The organism is Amycolatopsis sp. AA4 (assembly GCF_002796545.1).
GTDB lineage: Bacteria > Actinomycetota > Actinomycetes > Mycobacteriales > Pseudonocardiaceae > Amycolatopsis.
Map to the genome: position 1 here is coordinate 7,572,155 of NZ_CP024894.1, position 25,323 is coordinate 7,597,477.

Below are 25,323 nucleotides of genomic sequence, written 5' to 3' on the forward strand. Positions count from 1 at the left end.
GTCAGTGCCCCTCCTCCATCGGAGCCCGATACCGCCAGAATCCGGGCAGAACGGCCAGCGAGGCCACCACCAACACGATCACCAGCAACCCGCCGCCGGTCGCCGCGACCTTGGTCCCCCACGCCGCCGCGGACCAGCCGTGCGTGAGGTCGGCGATCCGCGGTCCGCCCGCGACGACCACGGTAAAGACGCCCTGGAGCCGCCCGCGCATCTCGTCGGTGGTGGCGGTCTGCAGGATCGCCTGGCGGTAGACGGAGCTGACCATGTCCGCCGCGCCGCCGAGCGCCATGAACACGACGGCCAGCCACAGCGAATGCGCGAGCCCGAACGCCGCCATCGCCGCGCCCCAGCAGCAGATCGCGATCACGACCGCCGCGCCCTGCCGCTGCACCCGGTGCAGCCAGCCGGAGAACAACCCGATCAGCATCGCGCCCGCGGGGAGCGCGGCGTAGAGCAGGCCGAGCGCCGGACCGCCACCGGGCTGGTCGCCGAACGTCCGCTCGGCCATCTCCGGAATCAACGCGCGCGGCATGCCCGCGACCATCGCGATAATGTCCACGACGAACGACGCCAGCAGCACCTTTTGGTGCGCCAGATAACGGAACCCGTCGATCACCGAGCCGATCCCGGCCTTGCGCGCCCCCTCGCCGAGCGGCGGAATCGAGGGCAGCCGCCACACCGCGATCAACGTGATCGCCAACGCGCAAACGTCCACCAAGTACAAAGTGGACAGTCCGATGACCGGAATCAGCGCCCCGCCGAACAGCGGCCCGAACACCGCGCCGAACGTGGCCATCGTGGTGTTGAGCGCGTTCGCCGACGGCAGCAGCGTGGCGGGCACCAACCGCGCGACGACCGCGCCGCGAGTAGGCATGTTGATCGCGAAGAACGCCTGGTTCGCGGCGAGCAGCCCGAGCACGAACCACACCGAGTGCATCCCGGTGAACGCCTGGAGCCAGAGCAGCGCGGAGGTGACCGCGACGCCGACGTTGGTGACGAGCAGCAGCTTCCGCCGGTCGACCGCGTCCGCGATCGCCCCGCCCCACAGCCCGAACACGAGCAACGGAACAAGCGCGACGGCCCCGGTCAGCCCGACGTAACCAGACGAGCCGGTGATATCGAAAACCTGCTTCGGCACCGCGACCGCAGTGAGCTGCGACCCCACCGCAGTCACCGCGGTGGACAGCCAAAGCCGCCGAAACGCCGGAATCCTCAGCGGACGAGTATCGACGACAATCCGGCCGAGGAGCTTGCGAGCCCCGGTACGGGGCGGGCGTATCCCCGGTTCTGAAGTCACGAGCTATCAGCTTAGTTGCGCTAACGAAGCTGGCGCAGGTGATTTTCCCCGCATGCTGGCCCAGACGGTATCCGGGACGCCTCTAGCCTGGCCGGACGCCAGCTGGCAACGCGGAACGAGGCGCCCCAATGCCACATTGGGTGCGTCAGATGCACCCAATGTGGCGTTCGGTGCGTCCCACGCACCCAATGCCACATTGGGGCGCTAGCCCCACCACCCGACAACCGCACCGATGCACCCAAAAAGGCACCCACACCTCCCCCGCCCCCGATACGAAGCCAAAAACACGGCGCTGGGGTGCTTGTCAAGGCATCTTTCCCGCCTTGACAAGCACCCCAGCGCCGTAGTCACACTAAAAAATCGGGGTGCCCAAGCAACCACAAACCCGGCAATGTCGCCCGCCAGGGCGACGAGCCGAAAGATCAGGGAGCCAACCTCTCCACCTGCCACCCGTCATGCGTCCGATGGAACCGAAGCCGATCGTGCATCCGGTCCTCCCGCCCCTGCCAGAACTCGACGAAGTCGGGCCGAATCCGCCACCCGCCCCAATGCGGCGGCGCCGGAATCTCCTCAACATCGGCGAACCGACGCTCGATATTCCGAAGCGCGTTATCCAACGCCCGCCGCCCCTCAACCACCCGCGACTGCGGCGAAGCCCAAGCCCCCAGCTGCGACCCCCGCGGCCGCTGAGCCCAGTAAGCGGCCGTCTCGTCCGCACTGACCTTCTCGACCTCGCCCCGGATCGTCACCTGACGATGCAGCGGATACCAGGGAAAAGTGGCCGACGCATAGCGCGTGGCAGTCAGGTCATGACTCTTCGCCGACGTGTAGTTCGTGTAGAAAACCACCCCGCGGTCGTCGAAGCCCTTGCACAGCACCGTCCGCGAAGAAGGCCGCCCCTCGGCGTCGGCGGTCGCGAGCACCATCGCGTTGGGTTCCGCGAGCGCTTCGGACACCGCCTGGCTCAGCCAGCTTTCCAGCTGGTCATGCCACGTGGCCGCGAGCGCGGACTCGTCAAACGGCGCGCTGTCGTAAGCCACCCGCATGCCAGGCAGCCGCACGACCGCCTCGTCGATCTCCGGTGTCATCCGGCCCAACCTCCGTTACCCCTGGTGAGGGTGTCGAATCACGGCTATCCAGCGACGGTATTGGGTCGCCGGTCCCGGCGAAACCCACCGAACGGTGACTCCTGCCACGCCCGGCCCGCCATCGGGCCGTAACCGCAGGACGCCGAGTTGTAACGCGCCGTTCACGGGCTGGTCCCTGATCGATACAGGCCGCACCTACCTTTCGACCTGCTCCGGCACCCGTCCCCAGTCACGGAGGCAGGCCAGATGACCGAAACTCTGTCCGAACGCGACGGCACGCGAAAGCCCCAGCGCACCTACGCCCCGCTCGCCGCGAACGAAAAACGCGAAGACTACTCGCTGCGCTTCGCCGCACAGTCCTTCCGACGCTGGTCGCCGTTCGTCGTCGCGACGACCGCGCTGGGCGGGATCGCCTATCTCGCCGACTTCGCCATCGGCGCCAGCATCGTGCTGTCCTACGGCTTCACCTCAGGAGTCCTCGCCATCCTGGCGGCCGCGGTGGTGATCTTCGTGACCGGCGTACCGATCGCGCGCGCCTGCGCGACCTACGGCGTGGACATGGACCTGCTGACCCGCGGCGCCGGATTCGGCTACTTCGGGTCCACTCTCACCTCGCTCGTCTATGCCAGTTTCACCGTGATCTTCTTCTCCCTCGAAGGCTCGATCATGGGTCAGGCGTTCCAGCTGGCGCTCGGCATTCCGCTGCCGATCGGCTATTTGCTGGCGACGCTGATCGTGCTGCCGTTCGCGCTCTACGGGATGGGCGCGGTCGCGAAGATGCAGACCTGGACGCAGCCGATCTGGATCGCCGGACTGGTGCTGCCGTTCGTCGTCGTGCTCGTGCGGGAACCCGGCCGATTCGCCGAGTTCGCGACGTTCGGCGGCATCGACGGCGCGGGTTCCGGCTTCTCCGCGGTCGGCTTCGGGTTCGGGATGGGCATCGCGCTGTCGCTGATCGGGCAGATCGGCGAGCAGGCCGACTACCTGCGGTTCATGCCGGCGAAAACGGCGGAGAACAAGCGCTCCTGGTGGGCCGCGGTGCTCGCCGCCGGACCGGGCTGGGTGGTGCTCGGCGCGGCCAAGCAGATCGGCGGCGCCCTGCTGGCCTTCCTCGCGCTCGGAGCGGTCGGCAAGACCGCCGCGCTGGAGCCGATCGCGCCTTATCTCGAGGCGGTGCGGCCCGCGCTCGGACCGGCCGCGCTCACCTTCGCCGCGTTGTTCGTGGTGGTTTCGCAAATCAAGATCAACACGACGAACGCGTACTCCGGCTCGCTTTCCTTCGCGAACTTCTTCTCCCGCGTCCTGCACCGCCATCCGGGCCGCGCCTGGTACGTGCTGGTCAACTGCGGGATCGCGCTCGCGCTGATGGAGTTCGGCGCGTTCGGTTTCCTGAACAAGATCCTCGGCTTCTACTCGAACGTCGCGATCGCCTGGATCGGCGCGGTGTGCGCGGACCTCGTGATCGCGAAACCACTCGGCCTTTCCCCGCGTTACATCGAGTTCAAGCGGGCCTACCTGCACAAGATCAACCCAGTCGGGTTCGGCGCGATGGTGCTCGCCTCCGCGGTGTCGATCGCGGCGTACTTCGGCGCGTTCGGCGAGTATCTGGCGGCCTTCAGCCCGCTGCTCGCGCTGGTGATCGCCGTCGCGCTGGTGCCGGCGCTCGCGGTGGCCACCCGCGGCCGGTACTACCTGGTGCGGCCCAACCTCGTTTCCGGCCCCGAGGTCGAACCGGACCTCACCGCCACGCACACCTGCTCGGTCTGCGGCGACGCGTACGAACTGCCGGACATCGCCGACTGCGCCAACCAGGGCGGCGCGATCTGCTCGCTGTGCTGCACGCTCGACAGCAGCTGCCACGACATGTGCCGCACCGCCGGCCCGGTCTCACTGCCCGAGCCGACTTTCCGCACCGCCGGGTAACCCGAGTCTCGACGCGCTCACCACGTCCGGACCGAGCGCGGTCGTCAGCGTGCCGCCCGCGGCGAGCGGGGTCCGCGACCACCACGGTCCGGACTCCGCTCGCCGCGGCGGTCCGCCGAATTCGACCTCGGTCACGAGCACCCGTTGTCCGGCCAGGACCGCGAGGCTGGCGTCCAAAAGCGCCTCACCGACGGTCTGCGTCTGCCGAAGTGCGGGCACTCCGCCGCAGGTCACGTGCACTGTCGAGGACAACCGGCCCGGACGTTCGCCCTCTCGGCCGAGGACAAGGACTTCCCGGGTGCGGAACCGAGCGTCGGCGGCCAGGTCGGCGCGCAGCACCGCGACGTGGTCGGCGCGAGCGGTGACGACGGTCGGCTCCGGCAGGTACTCGAAGGAACCGCCGTCCTCGACGACAACCTCCACAGTGGACAAGCTCGGGACCTCGCGCAGACCGGGCAAGGCGAGGGTCGCCGCGACGCCGGACAGCTTCAGCTCCGCACCCGCCTCGACGCGGATCTCGAGCCTCAGTTCATCGCCGCCGAGCGGAGCGGTGGCCGAGTTGACCAGGTGCGCCACCGCCCCGGTGCCGCGCTGGCGACGCGGGACGAGCGTGAGCGGTGCCATCGACTTCAGTTCTCGCAGCACCGTCCGCCCGTTGTCGAGGACGGCGACCAGGCGGGCGTGCGCCTTCACCCCTGCCGGACCGGCACCAGCGAACGCACCCAGTCCGCCACGGCGGGAGCGTCCGGAGTGTCCACTAGGGACTGCGTGAACACCGGCAGGTCGCCGCGCATGTGGTGGGCGTCCGAGGTCATCACGGTCAGGGCCGCGCCGACCAGCGGGGCGAGGTCGGTTTTGTTGATCACCAGCAGGTCGGCGGTCGTCACGCCGGGGCCGCCCTTGCGCGGCACCTTGTCCCCGCCCGCGACGTCGACCACGAAGATCTGGCTGTCGGCCAGCCCCCGGCTGAACACCGCGGTGAGGTTGTCGCCGCCGCTTTCCACGATGACCAGCTCCAGGCCGGGGAACTTCTCCTCCAGCCGTTCGACCGCGTCGAGGTTCGCGGTGATGTCGTCGCGGATCGCGGTGTGCGGGCAGGCGCCGGTCTGCACCGCTTCGATCCGCTCCGGGTCCAGCACGCCCGCCCGGCGGAGGAAGTCGGCGTCCTCGGTCGTGTAGATGTCGTTGGTGACCACGGCCAGGTTCAGCTCGTCGCCGAGCGCGCGGCAGAGTGCGGCGGTGAGCGCGGTTTTGCCGCTGCCGACCGGACCGCCGATCCCGATCCGGTACGCCCGCCCGGCGGTCGGCGCCGCGTCGTAGTGGTCCGGTTCGGCGGCCGTCGGGTCGAAGTTGACCGCGTGGAAATGCCCGTGACCGTGTTCAGCTGGCAAAGAGACGCACCTCTTCCTGATGATGCCGAGCGTGTTCCTCGGCGAACAAATCCAGCGCCGGAGACGCTGGGGCGGGCAGCTCGGCCGGATCGGCACCGGCGGTTTCGGCGGCCTGGCTGCTCACGTCCCGCAACGGCCCGGCGAGCCGCGCGACCACCGCGTTCACCGCGAACGGGTCCAGCCCGAGCAACCGGACTGCCGCGCTCGCCGGGCCGCTCACCGCGAGGTAGGCGACCGCCGTGGCCGCGTCCAAGGGGCTGCCGCCGCTGGTGCCGACGAGCGCGCCGGTGATGATCGGATGGTGCGGCCGGGGAGTCTCGGCGAGCAGTTGGGACAGCGCGGACGACGGCCACGCGGCACGGCCGGCTCGCGCGGTGCCTCGGCCTTGCGCTCGCGACGCTTCCCGTTGCGCGAGCGAGGGCGTGCGGGCGTCGAGTTCCTGATCGAGCCGTCGCCAATGGCCTCTCTCGACGGCTCGGGCCGCCGCGTGCGCGGAGGCGGCGGCGAACGCGGCGGCGAGAAGACCCGCGGTACGCAACCGTCCAAAGAGGAATCCCGGCAAGTCGCGTTCGGACCTTACGAGACCTCGCGCCGCCACCTCTTCGAAGCCGCCGGAATGCACGTGGCCGCCGCCCGGGAACCGGGAATCGGCGAGAATGAGGGAGACCGGATCCATCAGAAGAGGAAATACCGTTGCGCCATGGGCAATTCGGCCACCGGATGCGGTTCGATCAGCTCTCCGTCCACGCGCACCGCGAAGCTGTCTGGATCCACCCGCACCTCCGGGGTCGCGTCGTTCAGCACCATGTCCGCTTTCGTCCGGCGGCGGGTATTGGCGACCGGAACCAACGGCCGGGCGATCCGGAATTGTTCGGCCAGGCCGGAATCCAGCGCTTCCGGGGCCACGAAATGCAGGCTGGACGCGGCCGCCACCGCGGGGGCGGCACCGAACATCGGCCGGGCGAGCACCGGTTGCGGCGTCGGGATCGAAGCGTTCGCGTCCCCCATCGCCGCCCACGCCGGGAAGCCGCCCTTCAGCACCACGTGCGGGCGCACGCCGAAGAACTTCGGTTCCCACAACACCAGGTCGGCGAGTTTGCCGATCTCCACCGAGCCGATCTCCGCGTCCATTCCGTGCGCGATCGCCGGGTTGATCGTGTATTTCGCGACATAGCGACGGGCACGCAGATTGTCCGCGGCGCCGTCGCCGGGAAGCGCGCCACGGCGGCCTTTCATCACGTGCGCGGTCTGCCAGGTCCGGATGATCACCTCGCCGATCCGCCCCATCGCCTGCGCATCGGAACTCATCATCGAGATCGCGCCCAGATCGTGCAGGACGTCCTCGGCGGCGATCGTGCTCGGCCGGATCCGGCTTTCCGCGAAAGCCAGGTCCTCAGGCACCGACGGGTTCAGGTGGTGGCACACCATCAGCATGTCGAGGTGCTCGTCGAGGGTGTTGACGGTGTGCGGCCGCGTCGGATTCGTCGACGACGGAAGGAAATTCGCCATCCCGGACACCTCGATGATGTCCGGTGCGTGCCCGCCGCCGGCACCCTCGGTGTGGTAGGCGTTGATCGACCGGCCGCCGATCGCCTCCACAGTGGACTCCAGAAACCCGGCCTCGTTGAGCGTGTCCGTGTGGATCGCGACCTGGACGCCGGATTCGTCGGCGACGGTGAGACACGCGTCGATCGCGGCGGGTGTCGAACCCCAGTCCTCGTGCAGCTTGAACCCGCCGGCTCCGGCCGCCAACTGCTCCCGCAACGCGTCGTGCCGGACGGTGTTTCCCTTGCCCAGCAGCAACACATTTACCGGTTGACCGTCCATTGCGGACAGCATCCGGCCGAGATTCCACGCACCAGGAGTCACCGTGGTCGCCTTGGTGCCCTCGTTCGGCCCGGTCCCGCCGCCGACCAAGGTGGTCAGCCCGGCCGCGAGCGCGGTGTCGACCAGCTGCGGGCAGATGAAATGCACGTGACAGTCGATGCCGCCCGCGGTGAGGATCTTTCCGTTGCCCGCCAGCACTTCCGTGGACGGCCCGATCACCAGTGCCGGGTCAACACCGTCCATAGTGTCCGGGTTGCCCGCCTTGCCGATGCCGACGATGCGCCCGTCCCGGACGCCCACGTCGGCTTTCACCACGCCCCAGTGGTCGAGGATCACCGCGCCGGTGATCACCAGGTCCGGCGCGCCCTCGGCACGGGTCGCCATGCCCTGGCCCATCGACTCGCGGATCACCTTCCCGCCGCCGAAAAGCACCTCGTCGCCGCTGCCGCCGGGACCGATCGACCGGTCCTCGGTCACTTCGATCAGCAGGTCGGTGTCCGCGAGCCGGATCCGGTCGCCCGCGGTCGGGCCGAACAGTTCCGCGTAGCGGGCACGGTCAATCTCCGGCATCAGAACTCCCCGGCGTATTCGGCGCGCAGCCCCGGCACCCGCCGGTTTCCGCTGAGCGGAACCAGGTCGACCTCACGGTCAATACCGGGCTCGAACCGCACCGAGGTCCCGGCGGGCACGTCGAGCCGGTGCCCGCGGGCGGCTTCGCGGTCGAACTCCAGCCCGGGATTGACCGCGGCGAAGTGATAGTGCGAACCGACCTGCACCGGCCGGTCGCCGAGGTTGCGCACGCGCAGCCGGACCCGAGCGCGCCCCGGATTGAGCGGCACCGGCTCCTCGCCGGGAATGATCTCGCCTGGCCGCAAGAATTCCTCCTCAAGCAATCGGTTCGTGCACCGTGACGAGTTTCGTGCCGTCCGGAAAGGTCGCTTCCACCTGGACCGACTCGACCATTTCCGGCACCCCGTCGAGCACTTGCGCCCGAGTCAGCACCGAACGCCCGCCCGCGGCCAGTTCGGTGACCGTGCGGCCGTCGCGAGCGCCTTCCAGGACGTAGTCGGTAATGAGCGCGACGGCTTCGGGATGATTGAGCCGAAGTCCGCGTTCGAGCCGTTTGCGAGCAACGTCCGCCGCGACGTGGACCAGCAGTTTGTCGCGTTCCTGCGGGCTCAGGTGCATGGCAAAGGTCTACCACCGGAGCGACCGCTCCGCCTGATTCGGCAACGCAGTGTTTACGTGGCGCGGAGAGCGCCAGTCCGACGGACTCGAAAAGAATTCGGACAACCCGGCAGCGATTCCGCACTTTCGGCCCAGCGGCGCCAGCCACCCTCCTGAGCACGCCACGCAGCCATGCCGAACACCGAGCGTGATCCCGTCCGCCTTCGGCAAGGCGGGGTTCACCCGCGGTCCACCGGGGTACCAGTCTGCGGCCACCTCCCCGGACGGGAGAAAGTGGCGTACGGGGCTCACCTGGACTGAATCGTTCTCGTAATCGTGACCGAAACCACCACATCTTCCGTTGCCCCAGCCGGGCAAAGGGAGCATGGTTTGTCCCACCGTGCGATGAGGCGCGCAAGGAGCCAGCGTGTATCCCGTCCGCGCGTGCACAACACAGCCGGGGAATGCGCATCGAAAGGGTTCGCGAAGAGTGACTACCTCCACGATCAGCACCACCAACGAAGCCGACGACGGGTTCCGGCCCGGACTCGAAGGCGTCGTCGCGTTTCGGACCGAAATCGCCGAACCCGACCGGGACGGCGGTGCGCTGCGTTACCGCGGCGTGGACATCGAGGACCTCGCCGGGAAGGTGACCTTCGGCGACGTATGGGGTCTCCTGGTCGACGGCCGGTTCGGGACCGGGCTTCCGCCCGCCGAGCCGTTCCCGCTTCCGGTGCACACCGGCGACGTCCGCGTCGACGTCCAGGCCGCGCTCGCCATGCTCGCCCCGATCTGGGGCTACCGGCCGCTGCTCGACATCACCGACGAGGAAGCGCGCGACCAGCTCGCCCGCGCTTCGGTGATGGCGCTGTCCTACGTAGCGCAGTCGGCGCGCGGCATCGGCCAGCCCGCGGTGCCGCAGTCGCGGGTCGACGAGGCCAAGTCGATCACCGAGCGGTTCATGATCCGCTGGCGCGGCGAGCCGGACCCGGCGCACGTCAAGGCGGTCGACGCGTACTGGGTTTCCGCCGCCGAGCACGGCCTCAACGCCTCCACCTTCACCGCGCGCGTCATCGCCTCCACCGGGGCGGACGTCGCGGCGGCGCTGTCCGGCGCGATCGGCGCGATGTCCGGCCCGCTGCACGGCGGCGCCCCGGCGCGCGTGCTGCCGATGATCGAGGAGGTCGAGCGCACGGGTGACGCCCGCGCGCTGGTCAAGGGCATCCTCGACCGCAAGGAACGGCTGATGGGCTTCGGCCACCGCGTGTACCGCGCGGAGGACCCGCGGGCCCGCGTGCTGCGCCGCACCTGCAAGGAACTGGGCGCGGAACGCTACGAGGTGGCCGCCGCGCTGGAGCAGGCCGCGCTGGCCGAGCTGCGCGAACGCCGTCCGGACCACCCGATCGAGACCAACGTCGAGTTCTGGGCCGCGGTGATCCTGGACTTCGCGAAGGTGCCGCCGCACATGATGCCGGCGATGTTCTCCTCCGCGCGCACCGCCGGCTGGGCGGCGCACATCCTGGAGCAGAAGCAGACCGGCCGCCTGGTCCGTCCGTCGGCGAAGTACGTCGGCCCCGGCCCGCGCACGCCGTCCGAGGTCGAGGGCTGGGACAGCGTCACCCAGATCTGAGCCGGCCGACCCAAGTCCGTGAAGGGCTCCTTGAGGGAATCTGATTCCCTCAAGGAGCCCTTCACGGCGTTGTGGCCACGTGCGCGTCGGTGGCGGCGAGCATCGCGGTGAGCTGGTCGACCAGCCAGCCGTCCAGCGTTTCCCGTGCGACCGTGCCTTCTTGAAGCCACGACAACAAAGCGCCCTCGACCACGGCGGTCCAGCAGCGCAAAGTCAGCAGCACCAATGGCGACGGTTCGGGGATCGCCAGCGCTTCCAGGATCAACTCGACGGCGCGGTTGCGGACCTCGTCGATCGCCGCGTCCGTCTCCGAAGTGGCGATGACTGAACCGCTTCGCAGCAACGCGACATAGCCTTCGCGGTAATGCGCGGCAACGTCGACCAGACCGCGCACGGCCGCGCGCAGGCGTTCTTCCGGCGGGCCTTCCTCAAGCGTCGCGAGCCGGTCGACCAAACCGTCGGTGACCGTGCGCAACGCCTGCATTTGCAGTTCGCGCAGGCTCGGGAAATACCGGTAGAACAACGGCCGCGACACCTCGGCGCGCGCCACGATGTCGTCCACCGTGACCAATTCCGGAGCCCGGGTGCCGAACAGATCCAGTGCCGCCGCGATCAGGTCGTCCCGCCGGGCCTGCGCGGTCATCCGGCGCGGACGGCTCACGGCGTGACGTCCAGTTTCGCCGCCGCACGCAGCAAACCCGGCGTCAGTCGCGAAAGGACCAGCGCGACCTTCGCTTCCGGAGTGGACGGCTGGATCGCGACGTTCTTCTCCACCGCGCGCAGAATGTCGCGTGCCACTCGTTCCGGGCCGAAATTGCGCCGGGCGTAGAGCTTCGACGATTCCTTCTGCCGCCGCTTCTCTTCGACCTCGTCGACGCCGACGAACGTGGTGGTCTTGGTGATGTTGGTGTTCACCAGCCCCGGGCAAACGGCGGTCACGCCGATTCCGTCGGCGGCCAGCTCCGCGCGCAAGCCATTGCTCAACGCGAGAACGGCGGCCTTCGTGGTGCCGTAAGCGGTGAGAATCTTCGACGGCAGATAGGCCGCGGCGGACGCGAGGTTCACGAGGTGCCCGCCCTCGGCGCGTTCCTTCATCATCGGCGCGAACGCGCGGCACCCGTGGATCACGCCCCACAGGTTGACGTCCACGACCTTCTCCCAGTCCTCGATCGTCGTGTCGAGGAACGGGCCGGACATGCCGATCCCGGCGTTGTTCACCACGATGTCCGGCACGCCGAACTCGTCCCGCACCTGCTCGGCGAACCGGGCGACCGCCTCGCCGTCCGAAGAGTCCACTGTGTACTCACCGGCGTCGACTCCGCGCTCCCGCACCAGTTTCGCGGTTTCCGCGGCCGAATCGCCGTTGATGTCGCTGACGACCACGTCGGCCCCTTCGGCCGCGAACGCCAGCGCGGTCTCCCGGCCGATCCCGCTGCCCGCGCCGGTCACGACCACGAGATGGTGCGCGAAGCGACCGCTCGCGCCACCGACCCGCGCACGCCGCAATGCCCGCGTTTCCTCGCCGGTTTCCACCGACGCGATCAGCTCGGCCGCCGCAGCAGCAACGACTTCGGGCTTGGTCCGGGTAATCCAGTGCGACCCGATCACGCGCCGGACATGCAGGTCCGGCACCCAGCGCTCGACCTCGGTCTGCAGCGGCGCGGTGACATACGAATCGCCGGTCGGCGCCAGCACCTGCACCGGAATCTCGGCTGGCCGCGGGCGCGGCCGGGACAACCGCGGGCCCATGTTCGCCCGATACAGCTTCAGGCCATGTACGCCGTCGATCGTCTTCGGCGACGTTTCGGCGGGCTCCAGCTTCCGGATCAGCGTGCGCATGATTCCCGTGCGCCACAACAGTTCCGGGATCAGCGGAACCTGGAACGCGACGATGTAGTACGAGTGCAGGAACTGCCGCAAGGCGTGCCCGATGCGACGCGGCGTCGGGCGGGTCAGCTGATCGCGGAACCACGCGCCGGCGTGGTCGAGGCTGGGCCCGGAAAGCGAGGTGTACGAGGCGAGCCGGCCGCGCAGCCGGTCGCCGGTGACCGCGTGCCACGCCTGGATCGAACCCCAGTCGTGCGCGACGAGGTGGACCTTCCCGAACGGCTGCACCTCGTCGACCACCGCGGCGAGGTCGTCGGCGAGCTGGTCCAGCCGGTACGCCCGGCGCTCTCGCGGTTTGTCGGATTCGCCCGCGCCGCGCACGTCGTAGACGACCACGCAGTGCTCGCGGCGCAGCTCCTCGGCGACGCCGTCCCACATCGAGCTGTTGTCCGGATATCCGTGCACGAGCACGACTGTGGGCCCGTCCGGGTTGCCGCTCACCCGGACCGAAAGGCGGACTCCGTCGCTGGCAGTCACCTGCTTGTGAGACATCTTGTCATGTTAGACAACTTGTCAACAGCGAGCGCCGTGGTTCCACGGGAAACCAGCGTGTCCACCGTTCGACGGACAGCCGGATTCCACTGCCCGGACGTCCCGCGAGCCGTCCGCGCCGGAGCACGCTGGACGGCATGAGCACAGCAGTGCGAGTGCGCGGACTGCGCAAGGAGTACCCGGGTCACCTCGCCGTGGCCGGGATCGATCTCGACATCCCCGACGGCGAGGTGTTCGCCCTGCTCGGGCCGAACGGCGCGGGCAAAACGACGACCGTCGAGATCCTGGAGGGGCACCGGCAGCGGACGGCGGGCGAAGCCGTCGTCCTCGGCGAGGACCCGGGCACCGCGGGCCGCGCGTGGCGCGCCCGCCTCGGCATCGTGTTGCAGACAGCGACCGACGCGGCGGAATTGACCGTCGCGGAGACCGTGCGGCACTTCGCGAAGTACTACCCGAACCCGCGGGATCCGGAAGAGGTGATCGACCAGGTCGGCCTCACCGCGAAGGCGGGCGCGCGGGTGAAGTCGTTGTCCGGCGGGCAACGCCGCCGCGTGGACGTCGCGCTCGGCATCGTCGGCCGTCCGGAATTGCTGTTCCTCGACGAGCCGACCACCGGTTTCGACCCCGAGGCGCGGCGGCAGTTCTGGGGGCTCATCGACGGGCTCGCCCACGAGGGCACCACGATCCTGCTGACCACGCACTATCTCGACGAGGTCGAAGCGCTGGCCGATCGCCTCGCAGTGATCGCGCGCGGTTCGGTCGTCGCGGAGGGGACGCCGGCGACGCTCGCCGGCCGGGAACGCGCCGAGGCCGTCGTGCGGTGGCAGGACGAACTCGGCAGTCACGAGGAACGCACGCAGTTCCCGACGAAGCTCGTCTCGCAACTCGCCGCCGACCGCGGGGAACTCGCCGGGCTCACCGTGACGCGCCCCAGCCTGGAAGACGTCTATCTCGACCTGATCGGGGAGCAACCATGACCGCGACCATGGCCGTGCCGGGCACGTTCCCCCTGGGCCTCGCCCGCGGCGCGCTCGAACTGCGGCAGTTCTTCCGCAACCGCGAGCAGGTGGTGTTCACCTTCTCGCTGCCCGCGGTGCTGATGATCCTGCTCGGCTCCATCCTCGACGGCCCGACCGCGCAGTCCGGGGTCTCGTCCGGACAGCTGCTCGCCGCCGGGATGATCGGCGCGGGCATCGTGTCGACGTCGTTCAACAGCGTCGGCATCGGCATCGCCGCGGACCGGGAAATCGGGGCGCTGAAACGCTTGCGCGGCACGCCGATGCCCGCGGCGGCCTATTTCGTCGGCAAAATGATCATGGTCGCGGCGACCAGCGTGGCACAGACCGTCCTGATGGCCGCGGTGGCGATGCTGATGTTCCGGCTGCACCTGCCGTCCGATCCGGCGAAGTGGCTGACCCTGGTCTGGGTGCTGCTGCTCGGGATCGTCTCCTCGACGCTGCTGGGCATCGCGATCAGCTCGGTCGCCCGTTCCGCGGCCGGAACCGTGGCGCTGGTGCAGCTGGTGTACTTGGTGCTGCAGTTCATTTCCGGGGTGTTCGTCACGCCGATCACGAACCTGCCGAGGATCATGGTCGACGTCGCGTCGTTCTTCCCGCTGAAATGGATCTGCCAGGGCTTCCGCTCGGTGTTCCTTCCGCCGGAGGCCGCGACCCAGGAAATGGCGGGGACATGGGAGCTTCCGAAGGTGGCGCTGGTGCTGGCGGTGTGGTGCGTGGTGGGCCTGGTGCTCGCGAGGGTGACGTTCCGGTGGACGAACGAAGCGAAGTGACCCAGGCCGACGCGTGGGAGCGGTCGTACTGGTCCTGGGAGGTGCTGTTCGCGGTCGCCTACGCGGCGACCGCGCTCCTGGTGCTCCTCAACGACGGTTCGGCGGCGGCGAAGAGCACCGCCGAGGCCGCGCTGGGCGCGATCGCCGTCGGATATCTGGCCGTGGGACGCCGCGTCGTGCACGGCGAGGACAACGGGACCGCCCGCGTCGTCGCGGCGGTGGCGCTGATCGCGTTGAGCGCCACCGCCATTCTCGCGACCACCACGGCGAGCTTCGTGCTGTTCCTCGCCTGCCCGCTGGTGTTCATGCTGCTGGAACTGCGCCCCGGGATCGTGGCGACGACGCTGCTGATCCTGCTCGAACCCGTCTCCGCGGTGCTGAACGGCGGCTGGGACAACCAGTTGCTGTCGGTCCTGCTGCCGATGACCGCGATCCTCATCGTCTTCAGCGTGCTGGCCGGGAAGTTCACCAGCGACGTCCTGCGGCAGAGCCGCGCCCGCGCAGAGCTGATTCGCGAACTGGAATCCAGCCAGGCCGAAGTCGCCCGGCTGTCCAGGGAAGCGGGCACCGCGGCGGAACGCGAACGGCTGGCACGGGAAATCCACGACACGCTCGCCCAAGGCTTCACCAGCATCATCACGCTGACCCAGGCGATCGAGTCCGAACTGGACACTGACCTGTCCGCGGTGCGCAAGCATCTCGCGCTCGCCGGACGCACGGCGCGCGAGAATCTCGCCGAGGCCCGCGCGATGGTCGCCGCGCTCGCACCGTCCGATTTGGCCGCTGGTTCGTTGCCGGAAGCCGTGCAGCGGCAGGCAGACCGGCTCGCCGAGGAAAGCGGCATTCCGGTGGAGTGCGAAGTGGACGATGCGCTGCCGCCACTGTCCACTGCGGTCGAAGTCGTGCTGCTGCGCGCGGTGCAAGAAGCGTTGTCCAACGTGCGCAAGCATTCGGGCGCGAGCCTCGTCCGCGTCCGGCTGTCCGCTGTGGACGGAGCGATCCGGTTGCGGGTGGCGGACAACGGATGCGGCTTCGCCCCGGACGTCGACGGAGCCGGATTCGGGTTGCGCGGCATGCGTTCGCGGGCCGAGCAGGTGGGCGGTGCCCTGGAAGTGCGGACCGGCGCGAACGGCGGCACCGAACTGGAACTGGAGGTGCCCGCGTGATCACGATCATGCTGGTCGACGACCATCCCGTGGTGCGCGAAGGACTGCGCGGCATGCTCGAAGCCGAGGACGACCTCACCGTGGTCGGCGAGGCGGGGTCCGGCGACGAGGCGGTGGCGCTCGACCGCGTGAAACAACCCGACGTCGTCCTGATGGACCTGCGCATGCCGGGCCTCGACGGCGTCGGCGCGATCCACGCGATCCTCAAGGAAACACCCGCGCGCCGGATCGTCGTGCTCACCACGTACGAAACCGACGCGGACATCCTGCGCGCGGTCGAGGCAGGCGCGGCCGGATACCTGCTGAAAGACGCGTCGCGCACCGAATTGGCCGGGGCGATCCGGGCCGCGCACCGCGGCGAGACCGTGCTGGCCCCGTCGGTCGCGGGCAAGCTCGTGCACCGGATGCGGAACCCGGAACCGGTGTCGCCGCTGTCCGCGCGCGAGGTGGAAGTGCTCCGGCTGGTCGCGAAGGGCCGCACCAACGCGGAAATCGGCCGTGAGCTGCACATCGGCGAGGCAACGGTGAAAACGCACCTGCTGCGGGTGTTCTCGAAGCTCGGCGTTTCCGACCGCACGGCGGCGGTGACGACGGCGCTGGACCGGCACCTGCTCGGCTGAGCCGAGGCTAGACAGTACAGGTACTGTACAGGTACCGTCCGCGGCATGGTGGAGCACGAAAGCCCGGACCAGCGACGGCGCGGCACGCTGAAGCGCCAGGAAATCGCCGGCGAACTGCGGTCGGAGATCCTCGCCGGCACGTACGGCAACGGCGCGCTGCTGCCCGGCGAGAACGAGCTGGCGCAGCGGTTCGGGGTCAGCCGCGGCACGATCCGCCGGGCGCTCGGCTCGCTCGCCGAGGAAGACCTGATCGACACGCAGACCGGGGTCGGCTCGTTCGTCACCTTCGACGGACGGCCGCTCGGCGCCGAATCGAGCTGGGGCCACGCGTTCGCGGTCATCGGCGCGGCGGTGCGCGCCGAGATCGTGCGCGCGCAGCTCGTCGTCGACCCCGAACTCGCCGCGTCGGTGTCGTCGGCGGGCATGGAATTCCTCGCGCTGGACCGGGTCCGCCGGCTGGCCGACGGCACCGCAGTCTCGCTGGAGCGCAGCCGCGTCCCCGCGCTCGGCCGGATCGCCGACGTGCCGGTCGAGGGCCTGGTCGACGACTCGCTGACCGCGACAATGGCCGAAGAGGGCCTGACCCCGGCCCGCGGCGAACAGTGGATCGCGGTGGCCCCGCTCGAATCCGCCGACGCCGAACTGCTCGGCAGGCGTCCGGACGAGGCGTTCCTGCACGCGGTGCGGATCTCCTGGGACGCGGACGGCCGGTTCGTCGAAAAGGTCACCAGCTGGCTCGACCCGAAACGGTTCCGGCTCCACACGACCTTCGGCGGGGCCCGGTGAGCGCGGCCGATCGCGCGCTCGGCGCGCTGGAAGGCCTCGCGTTCGGCGACGCGCTCGGGATGCCGACGCAGTCGATGTCCCGGCGGGAAATCCAGGAGGATTACGGGCCGATCCGCGGGTTCCTCGCCGCCGGTCCCCGGCAGAAGATCGCCGCGGGCATGCCCGCCGGGTCGGTCACCGACGACACCGAACAGGCGGTCTTGCTCGCCCAATTGCTGATCGAGGGTTCCGGACAGGTCGACGTGGCCGTGTTCGCCGAGCGGCTCCTGGACTGGGAAGCCGCCATGGCCGAACGCGGATCGCTCGATCTTCTCGGCCCCAGCACCAAATCCGCGCTGCAACGGCTGTCCGACGGCCTCCCCGCCGAGGAAGCCGGACGGTACGGGACGACGAACGGCGCGGCGATGCGGATCACCCCGCTCGGCATCGTGCGCTCGACCCGTTCGGTGCCGAAATTCGTCGACGCGGTCGAGGCGACCAGCGTCGCCACGCACAACACCTCGTTGGGCATCGCGAGTGCCGCGGCCGTCGGCGCCGCAGTGAGTGCCGGTGTCGACGGTGCCGACCTGGCCGAAGCGGTGGAGATCGCGATCGCCGCGGCCGACGAAGGCGCCCGGCGCGGACATTGGGCGGCAGGCGGCGAGATCGGCCCGCGGTTGCGCTGGGCAATCCCTTATCTCCAAACACTTCCCGCGTCCCGCCGGGCGGACGCGGTCGCCGAAGTGATCGGCACTTCGGTGGCGTCGCAGGAATCCGTCGTCGCCGCCTTCGCGCTCGCCGCGACGGCCGACGATCCCTGGGACACGCTTTGCGTCGCAGCCGGACTAGGCGGAGACACCGACACTGTCGCCGCGATGGCCGGCGCGATTCTCGGCGCGACGCACGGTACGGCGGTGTGGCCGGACCGGGAACGCGTCGTCCTGGACGAGGCGAACGACCTCGACCTCGCGCGCCTCGCCCGCGATCTGCTCGCGCTGCGCGCCTGACCCCTCCCCGAACCACCGACGATGTTGGGAATCCCGATGCGCACTCTTTCCGCCGTCGAACAACGCGGCATCGAGCCGGTGCCCGAGAACCAGCGGAACGGCAACCCGCTCCAGCTGTTCTGGGTGTGGTTCGCCGCGAACATCTCCATTCTCGGGCTGCCGCTCGGCGCGACGCTGGTCGCGATACAGGGCCTGGACATCTGGCAGGCGCTGATCGTCGCGGTGGTCGGCGCGGCGGGATCGTTCGCCGTGGTCGGGGTGATCTCCACGGCCGGACGCCGCGGCGGCGCGCCGAGCATGACGCTTTCGCGCGCGGTCTTCGGCCCGCGCGGCAACGCGGGCCCGACGTTCGTGTCGCTGCTTTCCCGGCTGGGCTGGGAAACGGTGAACACGACGACCGGGGCGTTCGTGCTGCTGTCGTTGTTCTCGTTGCTGTTCGGCAGTTCCGCGGACAGCAAGACCGTGCCGTTGCTGGCGCTGGCCGCCATCGCGCTCTTCGAGATCTGCACCCTGCTGGTGTCCGGGCTCGGGCACGCGGCGATCCTCGTCATCCAGAAGTGGGCCACGTGGATCTTCGGGGCGCTCAACATCGTCGTGGCGGTCGCGCTCGTCGCCACCGTCGACTGGTCCGCGGTCACCGCGATCCCCGGCGGGTCGTTCGGCGCGGTTCTCGTCGGCATCGGCACGATGGCCGCGGGGACCGGGATCGGCTGGGCGAACGCGGGCGCGGACATGGCGCGCTACCAGAAAACCAGTGCCAAGACGGCACATCTGGTCGCGGCGAGCGCGGCGGGCGCGGGCATCCCGCTCGTCGTCCTGATCGGCCTCGGCGCGCTGCTGAGCGCGGGCGACAAGGCACTGGCGACCGCGGGCGACCCGGTGGCCGCCATCCGGGACCTGCTGCCGTCGTGGATGGCCGTGCCGTACCTGATCGCCGCGTTCGGCGGGCTGCTGCTGTCGAACCACCTTTCGGTCTACTCGGCGGGGCTGACGACCCTCACGCTCGGCGTGCGCATCCCGCGCGTGTGGGCGGTGGCGGTCGACGTCGTCGTCACCTTCCTCGGGTCGATTTACTTCATGCTGATCGCGGATTCGTTCTACGGACCTTTCATCAGCTTCATCTCGTTGCTGGCCATCCCGATCACCGCGTGGCTCGCGGTGTTCCTGGCGGACCTGCTCAAGCGCCGCTGGTACGACGCGGAAGCGTTGCTGGACATGGGCCGCGGCGGTCGGTACTGGTACACCGGCGGCATCGAATGGCGCGCGGCCGGTTCCTGGCTCGCGGCAACAGTGTGCGGCTACGTGCTGCTCGCCGCCGGGCAGAGCGGGATCGCCTGGATCGTCGCGTTCGCCGTGGGAGCAGCGGGATATCTCGCGCTCGGCGGCGCCCGCGGCCGGCTGGACGCTCCCGCGCCGGCCGACGCGGAGCAGACCCGTGGCTGACCCCCGGCTCGTTTTCACCGGCAACGTCATCGTCGACCTCGTCCTGACCGTCGACGCGATCCCGGAACCCGGCGGCGACGTCGTCGCCTCCTCCAGCACGCTCACCGCGGGAGGCGGCTACAACACGATGATCGCCGCGCATCGGGACGGGTTGCCGGTGGTGTTCGGCGGGCAGTACGGCACTGGTCCGTTCGGCGACGTCGTGCGCTCCGCGCTGGCGTCGTCCGGGTTCGAGGTCGTGCAGCCCGGCCTCGCCGAAACCGACAGCGGCTACTGCGTCGCGATGGTCGACGCGACCGCGGAGCGCACCTTCGTCACCTCGGCCGGTGCGGAAGGCCGCCTGACCCGCGCCGATCTCGACCGGATCGCCGTGCGCCCGGCCGATCTGGTGTACGTCTCGGGATACAGCCTGGCCCACCGGAGCAACGCGGATGCGCTGCCGGGCTGGCTGGCGGATCTGCCCGCGCCGGTCCGCGTGCTGTTCGACCCGTCTCCGCTCATCGGCGACCTCGCTCCCGAGACGGTCGCCGCGGTGCTGGCGCGCACGGACATCCTCACCGCGAACGCCCGGGAAGCCCGCCTCCTGACCGGCCGCGAAGATCCCGCCTCGGCCGCGCCCGAACTGGCGAAACGGGTGCGCGGCCGAGCCGCGATCGTGCGCACCGGCGGCACCGGCTGCTGGGTCGCGACCGCGGAATCGCCGGGCTCGGCGACGAACGTGCCCGCCTACCCGGTCGCCGCCGTCGACACCAACGGCGCGGGCGACGCACACGGCGGGGTGCTCGCCGCGGCACTGGCGCGAGGAAACGACCTGACGCAGGCCGCCCGGCGCGCGAACGTGGCCGCGGCACTCGCCGTGACCCAGCGCGGACCGGCGACCGCGCCGACCACGGAGATGATCGACGAAGCACTCCGGCGCGCACGCTGACGGCCCTGCTGCCCGGCGGACCTGCCCGGGCAGAATGACGGCCATGCTCGACACCACCGAACTCGCCCTGTACCGACGGCTCGCACACGAGCAGTCCGTCAGTCGCGCCCCGTCCCTCGTCGCCGCCGTCGTCCGAGGCGGCGAGGTCGTCTGGTCCGGCGCCCGCGGCCGCGTCGGCGACCGGCGCCCGGACGACGACACGCAGTACCGGCTGGGGTCGATCACCAAAACGATGATCGCGACCGCGGTCATGCGGCTGCGCGACGAGGGCAAACTCGACCTGACCGACCCGCTGGAGCGGCACCTGCCGGGCACCGCGTTCGGTTCGGTCACCATCGCGCAACTGCTGTCGCACACCTCGGGCCTCACGTCGGAATCGCCCGGCCAATGGTGGGAACGCTCGCCCGGCGCGGACTGGGCGGCGCTCGTCTCGAGCCTGGAGAAGGACGCGACGAAGCTGCGTCCCGGCTCCAAATTCCACTACTCGAACGTCGGCTACGGCGTCCTCGGCGAACTGGTCGCCCGGCACCGCGAGCGGCCGTGGTTCGACGTCGTGCGCGACGAAATCCTTACCCCGCTGGGCATGAACCGCACGACGCCGCATCCGGAAGGCGCGCACGCCGAGGGATTCGCCGTGCACCCGTTCGCCGACGTGCTGCTGCCGGAGAAGTGGCCGGACGCCGGCGCGATGGCCCCGGCCGGCCAGCTCTGGTCCACCGTCACCGACCTCGGCCGCTGGACGTCGTTCCTCGGCGGCCACACCGGCGACGTGCTGTCCGCCGACACCGTCGACGAAATGCGGACGATGAACACCGTCGACGACACCGAGGTGTGGTCGACCGGGTTCGGCCTCGGCCTGATGGTCGTGCGCTACCAGGGCAGGCACCTGGCCGGGCACACCGGCTCGATGCCCGGCTTCCTCGCCGCGACGCTGGTCGACCCGCGCACCGGCACCGGCGCGCTGTGCCTCGCGAACTCGACCGGCGGCGTCGGCATCACCCAGCTCTGCCTCGACCTGATCACCACCGCCGACGACCTCGAGCCCGCGCTGCCCGACGAGTGGTTCCCGTCCACTGTGGACCCGGACCTGCTCGCGCTGACCGGGCTGTGGCACTGGGGCCCGTCGCCGTACTTCCTGCGCGTGCAGGGCGACGGCCTGATCTCGCTGAACCCCGCCGTCGGCGCCGGGCGCGCCTCCCGGTTCCGCCCCGAGGGCCCGGACACCTGGATCGGCCTGGACGGCTACTACGCGGGCGAAACGCTCACCGTCGGCCGCGACGCGGACGGGACGGCGAACCACCTGAACCTCGCGACGTTCATCTTCAGCCGCACGCCGTACGACCCGGCCGCGCCGATCCCCGGCGGGCTGGACGAGGGCGGATGGCGCTGATTCGTCCCGCTTCGGCCTGGACGCCGGATTCGTCGGCGTCCAGGCCGGGTACTCGCGGCGCGGCCCGCCCGCCGTTCAGCGCAGTCGCGTCCCACGGCCGTCCCAACGCCGCCAAGCCGAAGAGCGCAACCCGGGCGGCAACCGTGCGTTTCCGTCAGGATTCCACATGCCGGACACCCGCCAACCGCCGTTACCTGCGTTGTCCCGACCTGAGAGACTAAGCACATGACCGACGCTGAGTTGACGATCCCAGCAGACCTCAAGCCGGCCGACGGCCGCTTCGGCTGCGGACCCTCGAAGGTTCGCGAAGAGCAGCTCGCCGCCCTCGCCCGGTCCGGTTCCACCTACCTCGGCACGTCGCACCGGCAGAAGCCGGTCAAGTCGCTCGTCGGCCGCGTGCGCGCCGGGCTTTCCGAGCTGTTCTCCCTCCCGGACGGGTACGAGGTCATCCTCGGCAACGGCGGGACGACCGCCTTCTGGGACGCCGCCGCGTTCGGCCTCGTGCGCGAGCGCGCCCAGCACTTCACCTACGGCGAGTTCTCGTCGAAGTTCGCGACCGTGACGAACAAGGCCCCGTTCCTCGGCGAGTCGATCGTGGTGAAGGCCGACCCGGGCAGCGCGCCGGAGATCGCTTACTCCCACGGCGCGGACCTCGTCGGCTGGGCGCACAACGAGACCTCCACCGGCGTCGCGGTGCCGGTGCGGAGGCCCGAGGGCAGCGACGGCGCGCTGGTCGCGATCGACGCGACGTCCGGCGCCGGCGGCCTCCCGGTCAAGGCCGAGGACTTCGACGTCTACTACTTCGCGCCGCAGAAGTCGTTCGCTTCCGACGGCGGCCTGTGGATCGCGCTCGCCTCGCCCGCCGCGATCGAGCGGATCGGCGAGATCGGCGGCGGCGACCGCTGGATCCCCGAATTCCTGTCGCTCACCACCGCGCTCGACAACTCGCGCAAGGACCAGACCTACAACACCCCCGCCGTCGCCACGCTTTTCCTGCTCGCCGAGCAAATCGAGTGGATGAACGGCCAGGGCGGCCTCGACTGGACCACCTCGCGCACCAAGGAATCCTCGACCCGGCTGTACGAATGGGCCGAGAAAACCTCGTACACCACGCCGTTCGTGGCGAACCCGGAGCTGCGCTCGCAGGTCGTCGGCACGGTCGACTTCGCCGACGAGGTCGACGCGGCCGCGGTCGCGAAGGCGTTGCGCGCCAACGGGATCGTCGACACCGAGCCGTACCGGAAGCTGGGCCGCAACCAGCTGCGCGTCGGCCTGTTCCCGGCGATCGACCCGGACGATGTCACCAAGCTCACCCAGAGCATCGAATACGTCGTGGAACGGCTCGGCTGAATCCACAACGCGCCGAAAACGCCCAAACCGCCCCGCCAGCCACCCCGGCTCGCGGGGCGGTTCGCGTCGATGACCACTCGTTCGTGACGGACCGTGGTCGGCGTGTCACGGCGGTCGCCGATCTCCGCCGCCGCGAAAATGGCCGGGAAAGTGTCGTCGGATTGAGTTCGGATGGGTGAGGCGTCGGCGCGCCTCGCACGTCAAGCCGACGCGCCGTTCTAACGTGGGCACCCACAAAGGTGACACCGGGGAGGCGAGAAATGCGGGCGTTGCGGGTGGTCGGGCTGCACGAGGACGGGAAGTCCCTCGTGCTGGAGGACCCCGCGAGCCGTACCCGCTTCCTGCTCCCGGCCGACGAGAGACTGCGTGCGGCGGCGAGGGGGGACATAGCCCGGCTGGGCCAGATCGAGATCGAGTTGGAGAGCCAGATGCGGCCACGCGAGATCCAGGCGCGAATCCGCGCGGGCGAGTCCGTCGAGCAGGTCGCGAGCAGCGCGGGCGTCTCGACGCAGCGGGTGGAGCGATTCGCCTATCCGGTGCTGCTCGAACGGTCCCGCACGGCGGAACTCGCGCAGTCGGCGCACCCGGTCCGCGAGGACGGGCCCGACGTCCAGACGCTCGGCGAGGTCATCGCCTACGCGTTCGGCGTCCGCGGCCACGACTACAACCAGGCCGCCTGGGACGCGTGGCGCGGCGACGACGGCAAGTGGGTCGTCGTGCTGCGCTGGAAGGCGGGCCGCTCCGACAACCGCGCGCACTGGTCGTTCTCGCCCGGCGCGCACGGCGGCACGGTGCACGCGCTCGACGAAAACGCCGAGGTCCTGCTGAACCCGAACTCGTACGTCGCCCCGCGCACGGTCCGCGCGCTGGCCCCCGCTCGCGATTCGGTGGTGCAGCCGACCCTCGACGCCGTCGAGGAACCGCGCGCCATCGAGGGCCCGGACGACGGCGCCGAGGAGACCCGCGAGATCCCGCACGTCCCCGGCGAGTCCGACGGCGACGACGCCGAGCAGCCGCGCACGAAGGCGAAGAAGAACCATCCGATCGTGCCGTCGTGGGAAGACGTGCTGCTGGGAGTCCGCACCCAGCGCGGCTGACGCACTCCGGTTTTCCAGCGCCCCAATGCCACATTGGGGTTGCCTCCGCAGCGCGGCGAGCCCACCGGAAGCGGCAAGCGCCGGTCAGGGTCAGGTGTCCAGCAGAGCAGCCAGCTTCTTCGGCGCGACGTGCCGATAAGCCTCCCGCACGATCTGCTCCACCTCGCCCCAGTCGACGTCCACGTCCAGCCGTACGCCGAGCCATCCGTGCACCCCGACGTAGGGCGGCCGGAAGAACCGGTCCGGCTCGGTGCGCACCAGCTCCTCCTGCACCCCGGGCGGCGCGGGACACCAGAACGCGACTTTGTCGTCGTGGTGCCGGTCAGCGAACATCACGAACGTCTTGCGTCCCCGGACGAACCACGTCGGCTCGCCGTGGCTGAGCCGTTCGGTCGCTTCGGGCAGGGCGAGGCAGAGCGCGCGCAGCTTGTCGAGCGGGGCCATCGGGTCAGTATCCGGGAGTCAGAACACCGTGGCCAGCACACCGATCCACGCGAGCACCAGACCGCCGCCCGCGCCGTATACCGCCCAGCGCAAGATCGGCACCTTGCGGCCCAGCCACAGCGACGGTGCGACCCCGCCGGTGACCACCAGCGACGCGATCAGCGCCAGCCACGTGCTCGTCTCGCGCGCGAGCGTCCCGGCCAGCGCGAGCATCGCGACGATCACCACGGCGGCCGCGAACGCCGACACGGTAAGCCCAGTGGCCCACGGCGTCGGCTCCTCGGGAAGCGGTGGGCGCGCAGGCTGGTCCGGTCGCGGCGGCGGTTCGACCACCGTTTCCACGCCGGTCACCGGATCGACGAACCGCACCTGGGTGCCCATCACGGCGGCCAGTCGCGCGGCGAGCTGCCGTCCGCGTTGGGACACGACCGAACCGGCGACATCGACGTCGGAGTCGGAGCGCGCCACCGCCGACGCCACGCGCGCCCATTCGTGCAGTGCCTGGGCCAGGTCGGCACCGATCGCGAGGCGACGCGGGTCGACCTCCCGCGCGTGCTCGCCGCCCGGCCCGGCGAGCACCGCCTGCTCGCCGCGGATCCGCAGCTCCATGGGTGCCCCTCCC

The 25,323-nt window shown here is 70.1% G+C and carries 25 protein-coding genes; 13 read left to right on the forward strand and 12 right to left on the reverse strand.

Annotation, left to right across the window (positions count from 1 at the left end):
* Position 1: 1 nt before the first annotated feature.
* On the reverse strand, positions 2–1,279 hold the full coding sequence (locus CU254_RS34925) for an MFS transporter (protein WP_037718484.1): 1,278 nt from the start codon (positions 1,277–1,279) through the stop codon (positions 2–4).
* A gap of 440 nt (positions 1,280–1,719) precedes the next feature.
* Positions 1,720–2,385, reverse strand: coding sequence for a pyridoxamine 5'-phosphate oxidase (pdxH, locus tag CU254_RS34935; protein WP_037715794.1), 666 nt, complete (start codon positions 2,383–2,385; stop codon positions 1,720–1,722).
* A 246-nt stretch (positions 2,386–2,631) separates the two neighbouring features.
* Between pdxH and CU254_RS34940 the strand changes: the two genes are divergently transcribed.
* Positions 2,632–4,308, forward strand: a complete 1,677-nt coding sequence (locus CU254_RS34940) for a cytosine permease (protein WP_009083824.1) — start codon at positions 2,632–2,634, stop codon at positions 4,306–4,308.
* Here CU254_RS34940 and CU254_RS34945 read toward each other — a convergent pair.
* From CU254_RS34945 to CU254_RS34970, 6 genes are read right to left on the reverse strand one after another with little or no spacing between them, the layout of a single operon-like run.
* The gene (locus tag CU254_RS34945; protein ID WP_037715795.1) at positions 4,273–5,001 is read right to left on the reverse strand and encodes an urease accessory protein UreD; all 729 of its coding nucleotides are present in this window, start codon (positions 4,999–5,001) and stop codon (positions 4,273–4,275) included. The two genes, CU254_RS34940 and CU254_RS34945, sit on opposite strands and share 36 nt — an antisense overlap.
* Complete coding sequence (gene ureG, locus CU254_RS34950) at positions 4,998–5,699, reverse strand: urease accessory protein UreG (protein WP_009083826.1); 702 nt, start codon at positions 5,697–5,699, stop codon at positions 4,998–5,000. Before ureG ends, CU254_RS34945 begins: the two co-directional genes overlap by 4 nt.
* Positions 5,689–6,375 carry an urease accessory protein UreF gene (locus tag CU254_RS34955; RefSeq protein ID WP_037715804.1) on the reverse strand — a complete coding sequence of 229 codons (687 nt, stop codon included), beginning with the start codon at positions 6,373–6,375 and terminating at the stop codon, positions 5,689–5,691. Before CU254_RS34955 ends, ureG begins: the two co-directional genes overlap by 11 nt.
* Positions 6,375–8,096: an urease subunit alpha gene (locus CU254_RS34960; RefSeq protein WP_037715806.1), complete on the reverse strand. Its 1,722-nt coding sequence runs from the start codon at positions 8,094–8,096 to the stop codon at positions 6,375–6,377. The genes CU254_RS34955 and CU254_RS34960 overlap by 1 nt, the downstream gene beginning before the upstream one ends.
* Positions 8,096–8,401 carry an urease subunit beta gene (locus tag CU254_RS34965; protein WP_037715807.1) on the reverse strand — a complete coding sequence of 102 codons (306 nt, stop codon included), beginning with the start codon at positions 8,399–8,401 and terminating at the stop codon, positions 8,096–8,098. The genes CU254_RS34960 and CU254_RS34965 overlap by 1 nt, the downstream gene beginning before the upstream one ends.
* A gap of 10 nt (positions 8,402–8,411) precedes the next feature.
* Positions 8,412–8,714: an urease subunit gamma gene (locus tag CU254_RS34970; protein WP_009083830.1), complete on the reverse strand. Its 303-nt coding sequence runs from the start codon at positions 8,712–8,714 to the stop codon at positions 8,412–8,414.
* A gap of 469 nt (positions 8,715–9,183) precedes the next feature.
* Here CU254_RS34970 and CU254_RS34975 point away from each other — a divergent pair, with 469 nt between their 5' ends.
* The gene (locus CU254_RS34975) at positions 9,184–10,323 is read left to right on the forward strand and encodes a citrate synthase 2 (protein ID WP_009083832.1); all 1,140 of its coding nucleotides are present in this window, start codon (positions 9,184–9,186) and stop codon (positions 10,321–10,323) included.
* 61 nt (positions 10,324–10,384) lie between these two features.
* Here CU254_RS34975 and CU254_RS34980 read toward each other — a convergent pair whose 3' ends face one another.
* Positions 10,385–10,966, reverse strand: a complete 582-nt coding sequence (locus tag CU254_RS34980) for a TetR/AcrR family transcriptional regulator (protein WP_037715808.1) — start codon at positions 10,964–10,966, stop codon at positions 10,385–10,387.
* A gap of 14 nt (positions 10,967–10,980) precedes the next feature.
* Entirely contained in the window at positions 10,981–12,687 is a 1,707-nt protein-coding gene (locus tag CU254_RS34985) for an SDR family oxidoreductase (protein ID WP_037718487.1), read from the reverse strand.
* 152 nt (positions 12,688–12,839) lie between these two features.
* Between CU254_RS34985 and CU254_RS34990 the strand changes: the two genes are divergently transcribed.
* The 11 genes from CU254_RS34990 (at position 12,840) to sepH (ending at position 24,257) form a co-directional block, all read left to right on the forward strand.
* Positions 12,840–13,679, forward strand: coding sequence for an ABC transporter ATP-binding protein (locus CU254_RS34990; protein ID WP_009083840.1), 840 nt, complete (start codon positions 12,840–12,842; stop codon positions 13,677–13,679).
* The gene (locus CU254_RS34995) at positions 13,676–14,491 is read left to right on the forward strand and encodes an ABC transporter permease (RefSeq protein WP_009083841.1); all 816 of its coding nucleotides are present in this window, start codon (positions 13,676–13,678) and stop codon (positions 14,489–14,491) included. The genes CU254_RS34990 and CU254_RS34995 overlap by 4 nt, the downstream gene beginning before the upstream one ends.
* Positions 14,470–15,657: a sensor histidine kinase gene (locus tag CU254_RS35000; RefSeq protein WP_199786070.1), complete on the forward strand. Its 1,188-nt coding sequence runs from the start codon at positions 14,470–14,472 to the stop codon at positions 15,655–15,657. Before CU254_RS34995 ends, CU254_RS35000 begins: the two co-directional genes overlap by 22 nt.
* Positions 15,654–16,277: a response regulator transcription factor gene (locus CU254_RS35005; RefSeq protein WP_009083847.1), complete on the forward strand. Its 624-nt coding sequence runs from the start codon at positions 15,654–15,656 to the stop codon at positions 16,275–16,277. The genes CU254_RS35000 and CU254_RS35005 overlap by 4 nt, the downstream gene beginning before the upstream one ends.
* A gap of 45 nt (positions 16,278–16,322) precedes the next feature.
* Entirely contained in the window at positions 16,323–17,063 is a 741-nt protein-coding gene (locus CU254_RS35010; RefSeq protein ID WP_009083849.1) for a GntR family transcriptional regulator, read from the forward strand.
* Positions 17,060–18,049 (forward strand): ADP-ribosylglycohydrolase family protein, encoded by a 990-nt coding sequence (locus CU254_RS35015; RefSeq protein WP_009083851.1) that lies wholly within the window; start codon positions 17,060–17,062, stop codon positions 18,047–18,049. The genes CU254_RS35010 and CU254_RS35015 overlap by 4 nt, the downstream gene beginning before the upstream one ends.
* Before the next feature lie 36 nt (positions 18,050–18,085).
* On the forward strand, positions 18,086–19,492 hold the full coding sequence (locus tag CU254_RS35020; protein WP_078561180.1) for a cytosine permease: 1,407 nt from the start codon (positions 18,086–18,088) through the stop codon (positions 19,490–19,492).
* On the forward strand, positions 19,485–20,420 hold the full coding sequence (locus tag CU254_RS35025; RefSeq protein ID WP_009083854.1) for a PfkB family carbohydrate kinase: 936 nt from the start codon (positions 19,485–19,487) through the stop codon (positions 20,418–20,420). Before CU254_RS35020 ends, CU254_RS35025 begins: the two co-directional genes overlap by 8 nt.
* A 43-nt stretch (positions 20,421–20,463) precedes the next feature.
* Entirely contained in the window at positions 20,464–21,810 is a 1,347-nt protein-coding gene (locus CU254_RS35030) for a serine hydrolase (RefSeq protein ID WP_037715815.1), read from the forward strand.
* A 225-nt stretch (positions 21,811–22,035) separates the two neighbouring features.
* Entirely contained in the window at positions 22,036–23,160 is a 1,125-nt protein-coding gene (serC, locus tag CU254_RS35035; RefSeq protein ID WP_009083862.1) for a phosphoserine transaminase, read from the forward strand.
* A gap of 260 nt (positions 23,161–23,420) precedes the next feature.
* Positions 23,421–24,257, forward strand: a complete 837-nt coding sequence (gene sepH, locus CU254_RS35040) for a septation protein SepH (protein ID WP_009083863.1) — start codon at positions 23,421–23,423, stop codon at positions 24,255–24,257.
* 90 nt (positions 24,258–24,347) lie between these two features.
* On the opposite strand, the gene CU254_RS35045 is transcribed toward sepH, so the two are convergent.
* Complete coding sequence (locus tag CU254_RS35045; protein ID WP_009083865.1) at positions 24,348–24,701, reverse strand: MmcQ/YjbR family DNA-binding protein; 354 nt, start codon at positions 24,699–24,701, stop codon at positions 24,348–24,350.
* 18 nt (positions 24,702–24,719) lie between these two features.
* Complete coding sequence (locus CU254_RS35050; protein WP_009083867.1) at positions 24,720–25,310, reverse strand: DUF2537 domain-containing protein; 591 nt, start codon at positions 25,308–25,310, stop codon at positions 24,720–24,722.
* Between the last annotated feature and the right edge of the window lie 13 nt (positions 25,311–25,323).

Excerpts from the sequence above, each read along its gene's own strand:
- pdxH (WP_037715794.1), bottom strand. The coding sequence starts at position 2,385 with ATGACACCGGAGATCGACGAGGCGGTCGTGCGGCTGCCTGGCATGCGG.
- CU254_RS34940 (WP_009083824.1), top strand. The coding sequence starts at position 2,632 with ATGACCGAAACTCTGTCCGAACGCGACGGCACGCGAAAGCCCCAGCGC.
- CU254_RS34955 (WP_037715804.1), bottom strand. The coding sequence starts at position 6,375 with ATGGATCCGGTCTCCCTCATTCTCGCCGATTCCCGGTTCCCGGGCGGC.
- CU254_RS34960 (WP_037715806.1), bottom strand. The coding sequence starts at position 8,096 with ATGCCGGAGATTGACCGTGCCCGCTACGCGGAACTGTTCGGCCCGACC.
- CU254_RS34970 (WP_009083830.1), bottom strand. The coding sequence starts at position 8,714 with ATGCACCTGAGCCCGCAGGAACGCGACAAACTGCTGGTCCACGTCGCG.
- CU254_RS34980 (WP_037715808.1), bottom strand. The coding sequence starts at position 10,966 with ATGACCGCGCAGGCCCGGCGGGACGACCTGATCGCGGCGGCACTGGAT.
- CU254_RS34990 (WP_009083840.1), top strand. The coding sequence starts at position 12,840 with ATGAGCACAGCAGTGCGAGTGCGCGGACTGCGCAAGGAGTACCCGGGT.
- CU254_RS34995 (WP_009083841.1), top strand. The coding sequence starts at position 13,676 with ATGACCGCGACCATGGCCGTGCCGGGCACGTTCCCCCTGGGCCTCGCC.
- CU254_RS35010 (WP_009083849.1), top strand. The coding sequence starts at position 16,323 with ATGGTGGAGCACGAAAGCCCGGACCAGCGACGGCGCGGCACGCTGAAG.
- CU254_RS35020 (WP_078561180.1), top strand. The coding sequence starts at position 18,086 with ATGCGCACTCTTTCCGCCGTCGAACAACGCGGCATCGAGCCGGTGCCC.
- CU254_RS35030 (WP_037715815.1), top strand. The coding sequence starts at position 20,464 with ATGCTCGACACCACCGAACTCGCCCTGTACCGACGGCTCGCACACGAG.
- serC (WP_009083862.1), top strand. The coding sequence starts at position 22,036 with ATGACCGACGCTGAGTTGACGATCCCAGCAGACCTCAAGCCGGCCGAC.
- sepH (WP_009083863.1), top strand. The coding sequence starts at position 23,421 with ATGCGGGCGTTGCGGGTGGTCGGGCTGCACGAGGACGGGAAGTCCCTC.
- CU254_RS35045 (WP_009083865.1), bottom strand. The coding sequence starts at position 24,701 with ATGGCCCCGCTCGACAAGCTGCGCGCGCTCTGCCTCGCCCTGCCCGAA.
- CU254_RS35050 (WP_009083867.1), bottom strand. The coding sequence starts at position 25,310 with ATGGAGCTGCGGATCCGCGGCGAGCAGGCGGTGCTCGCCGGGCCGGGC.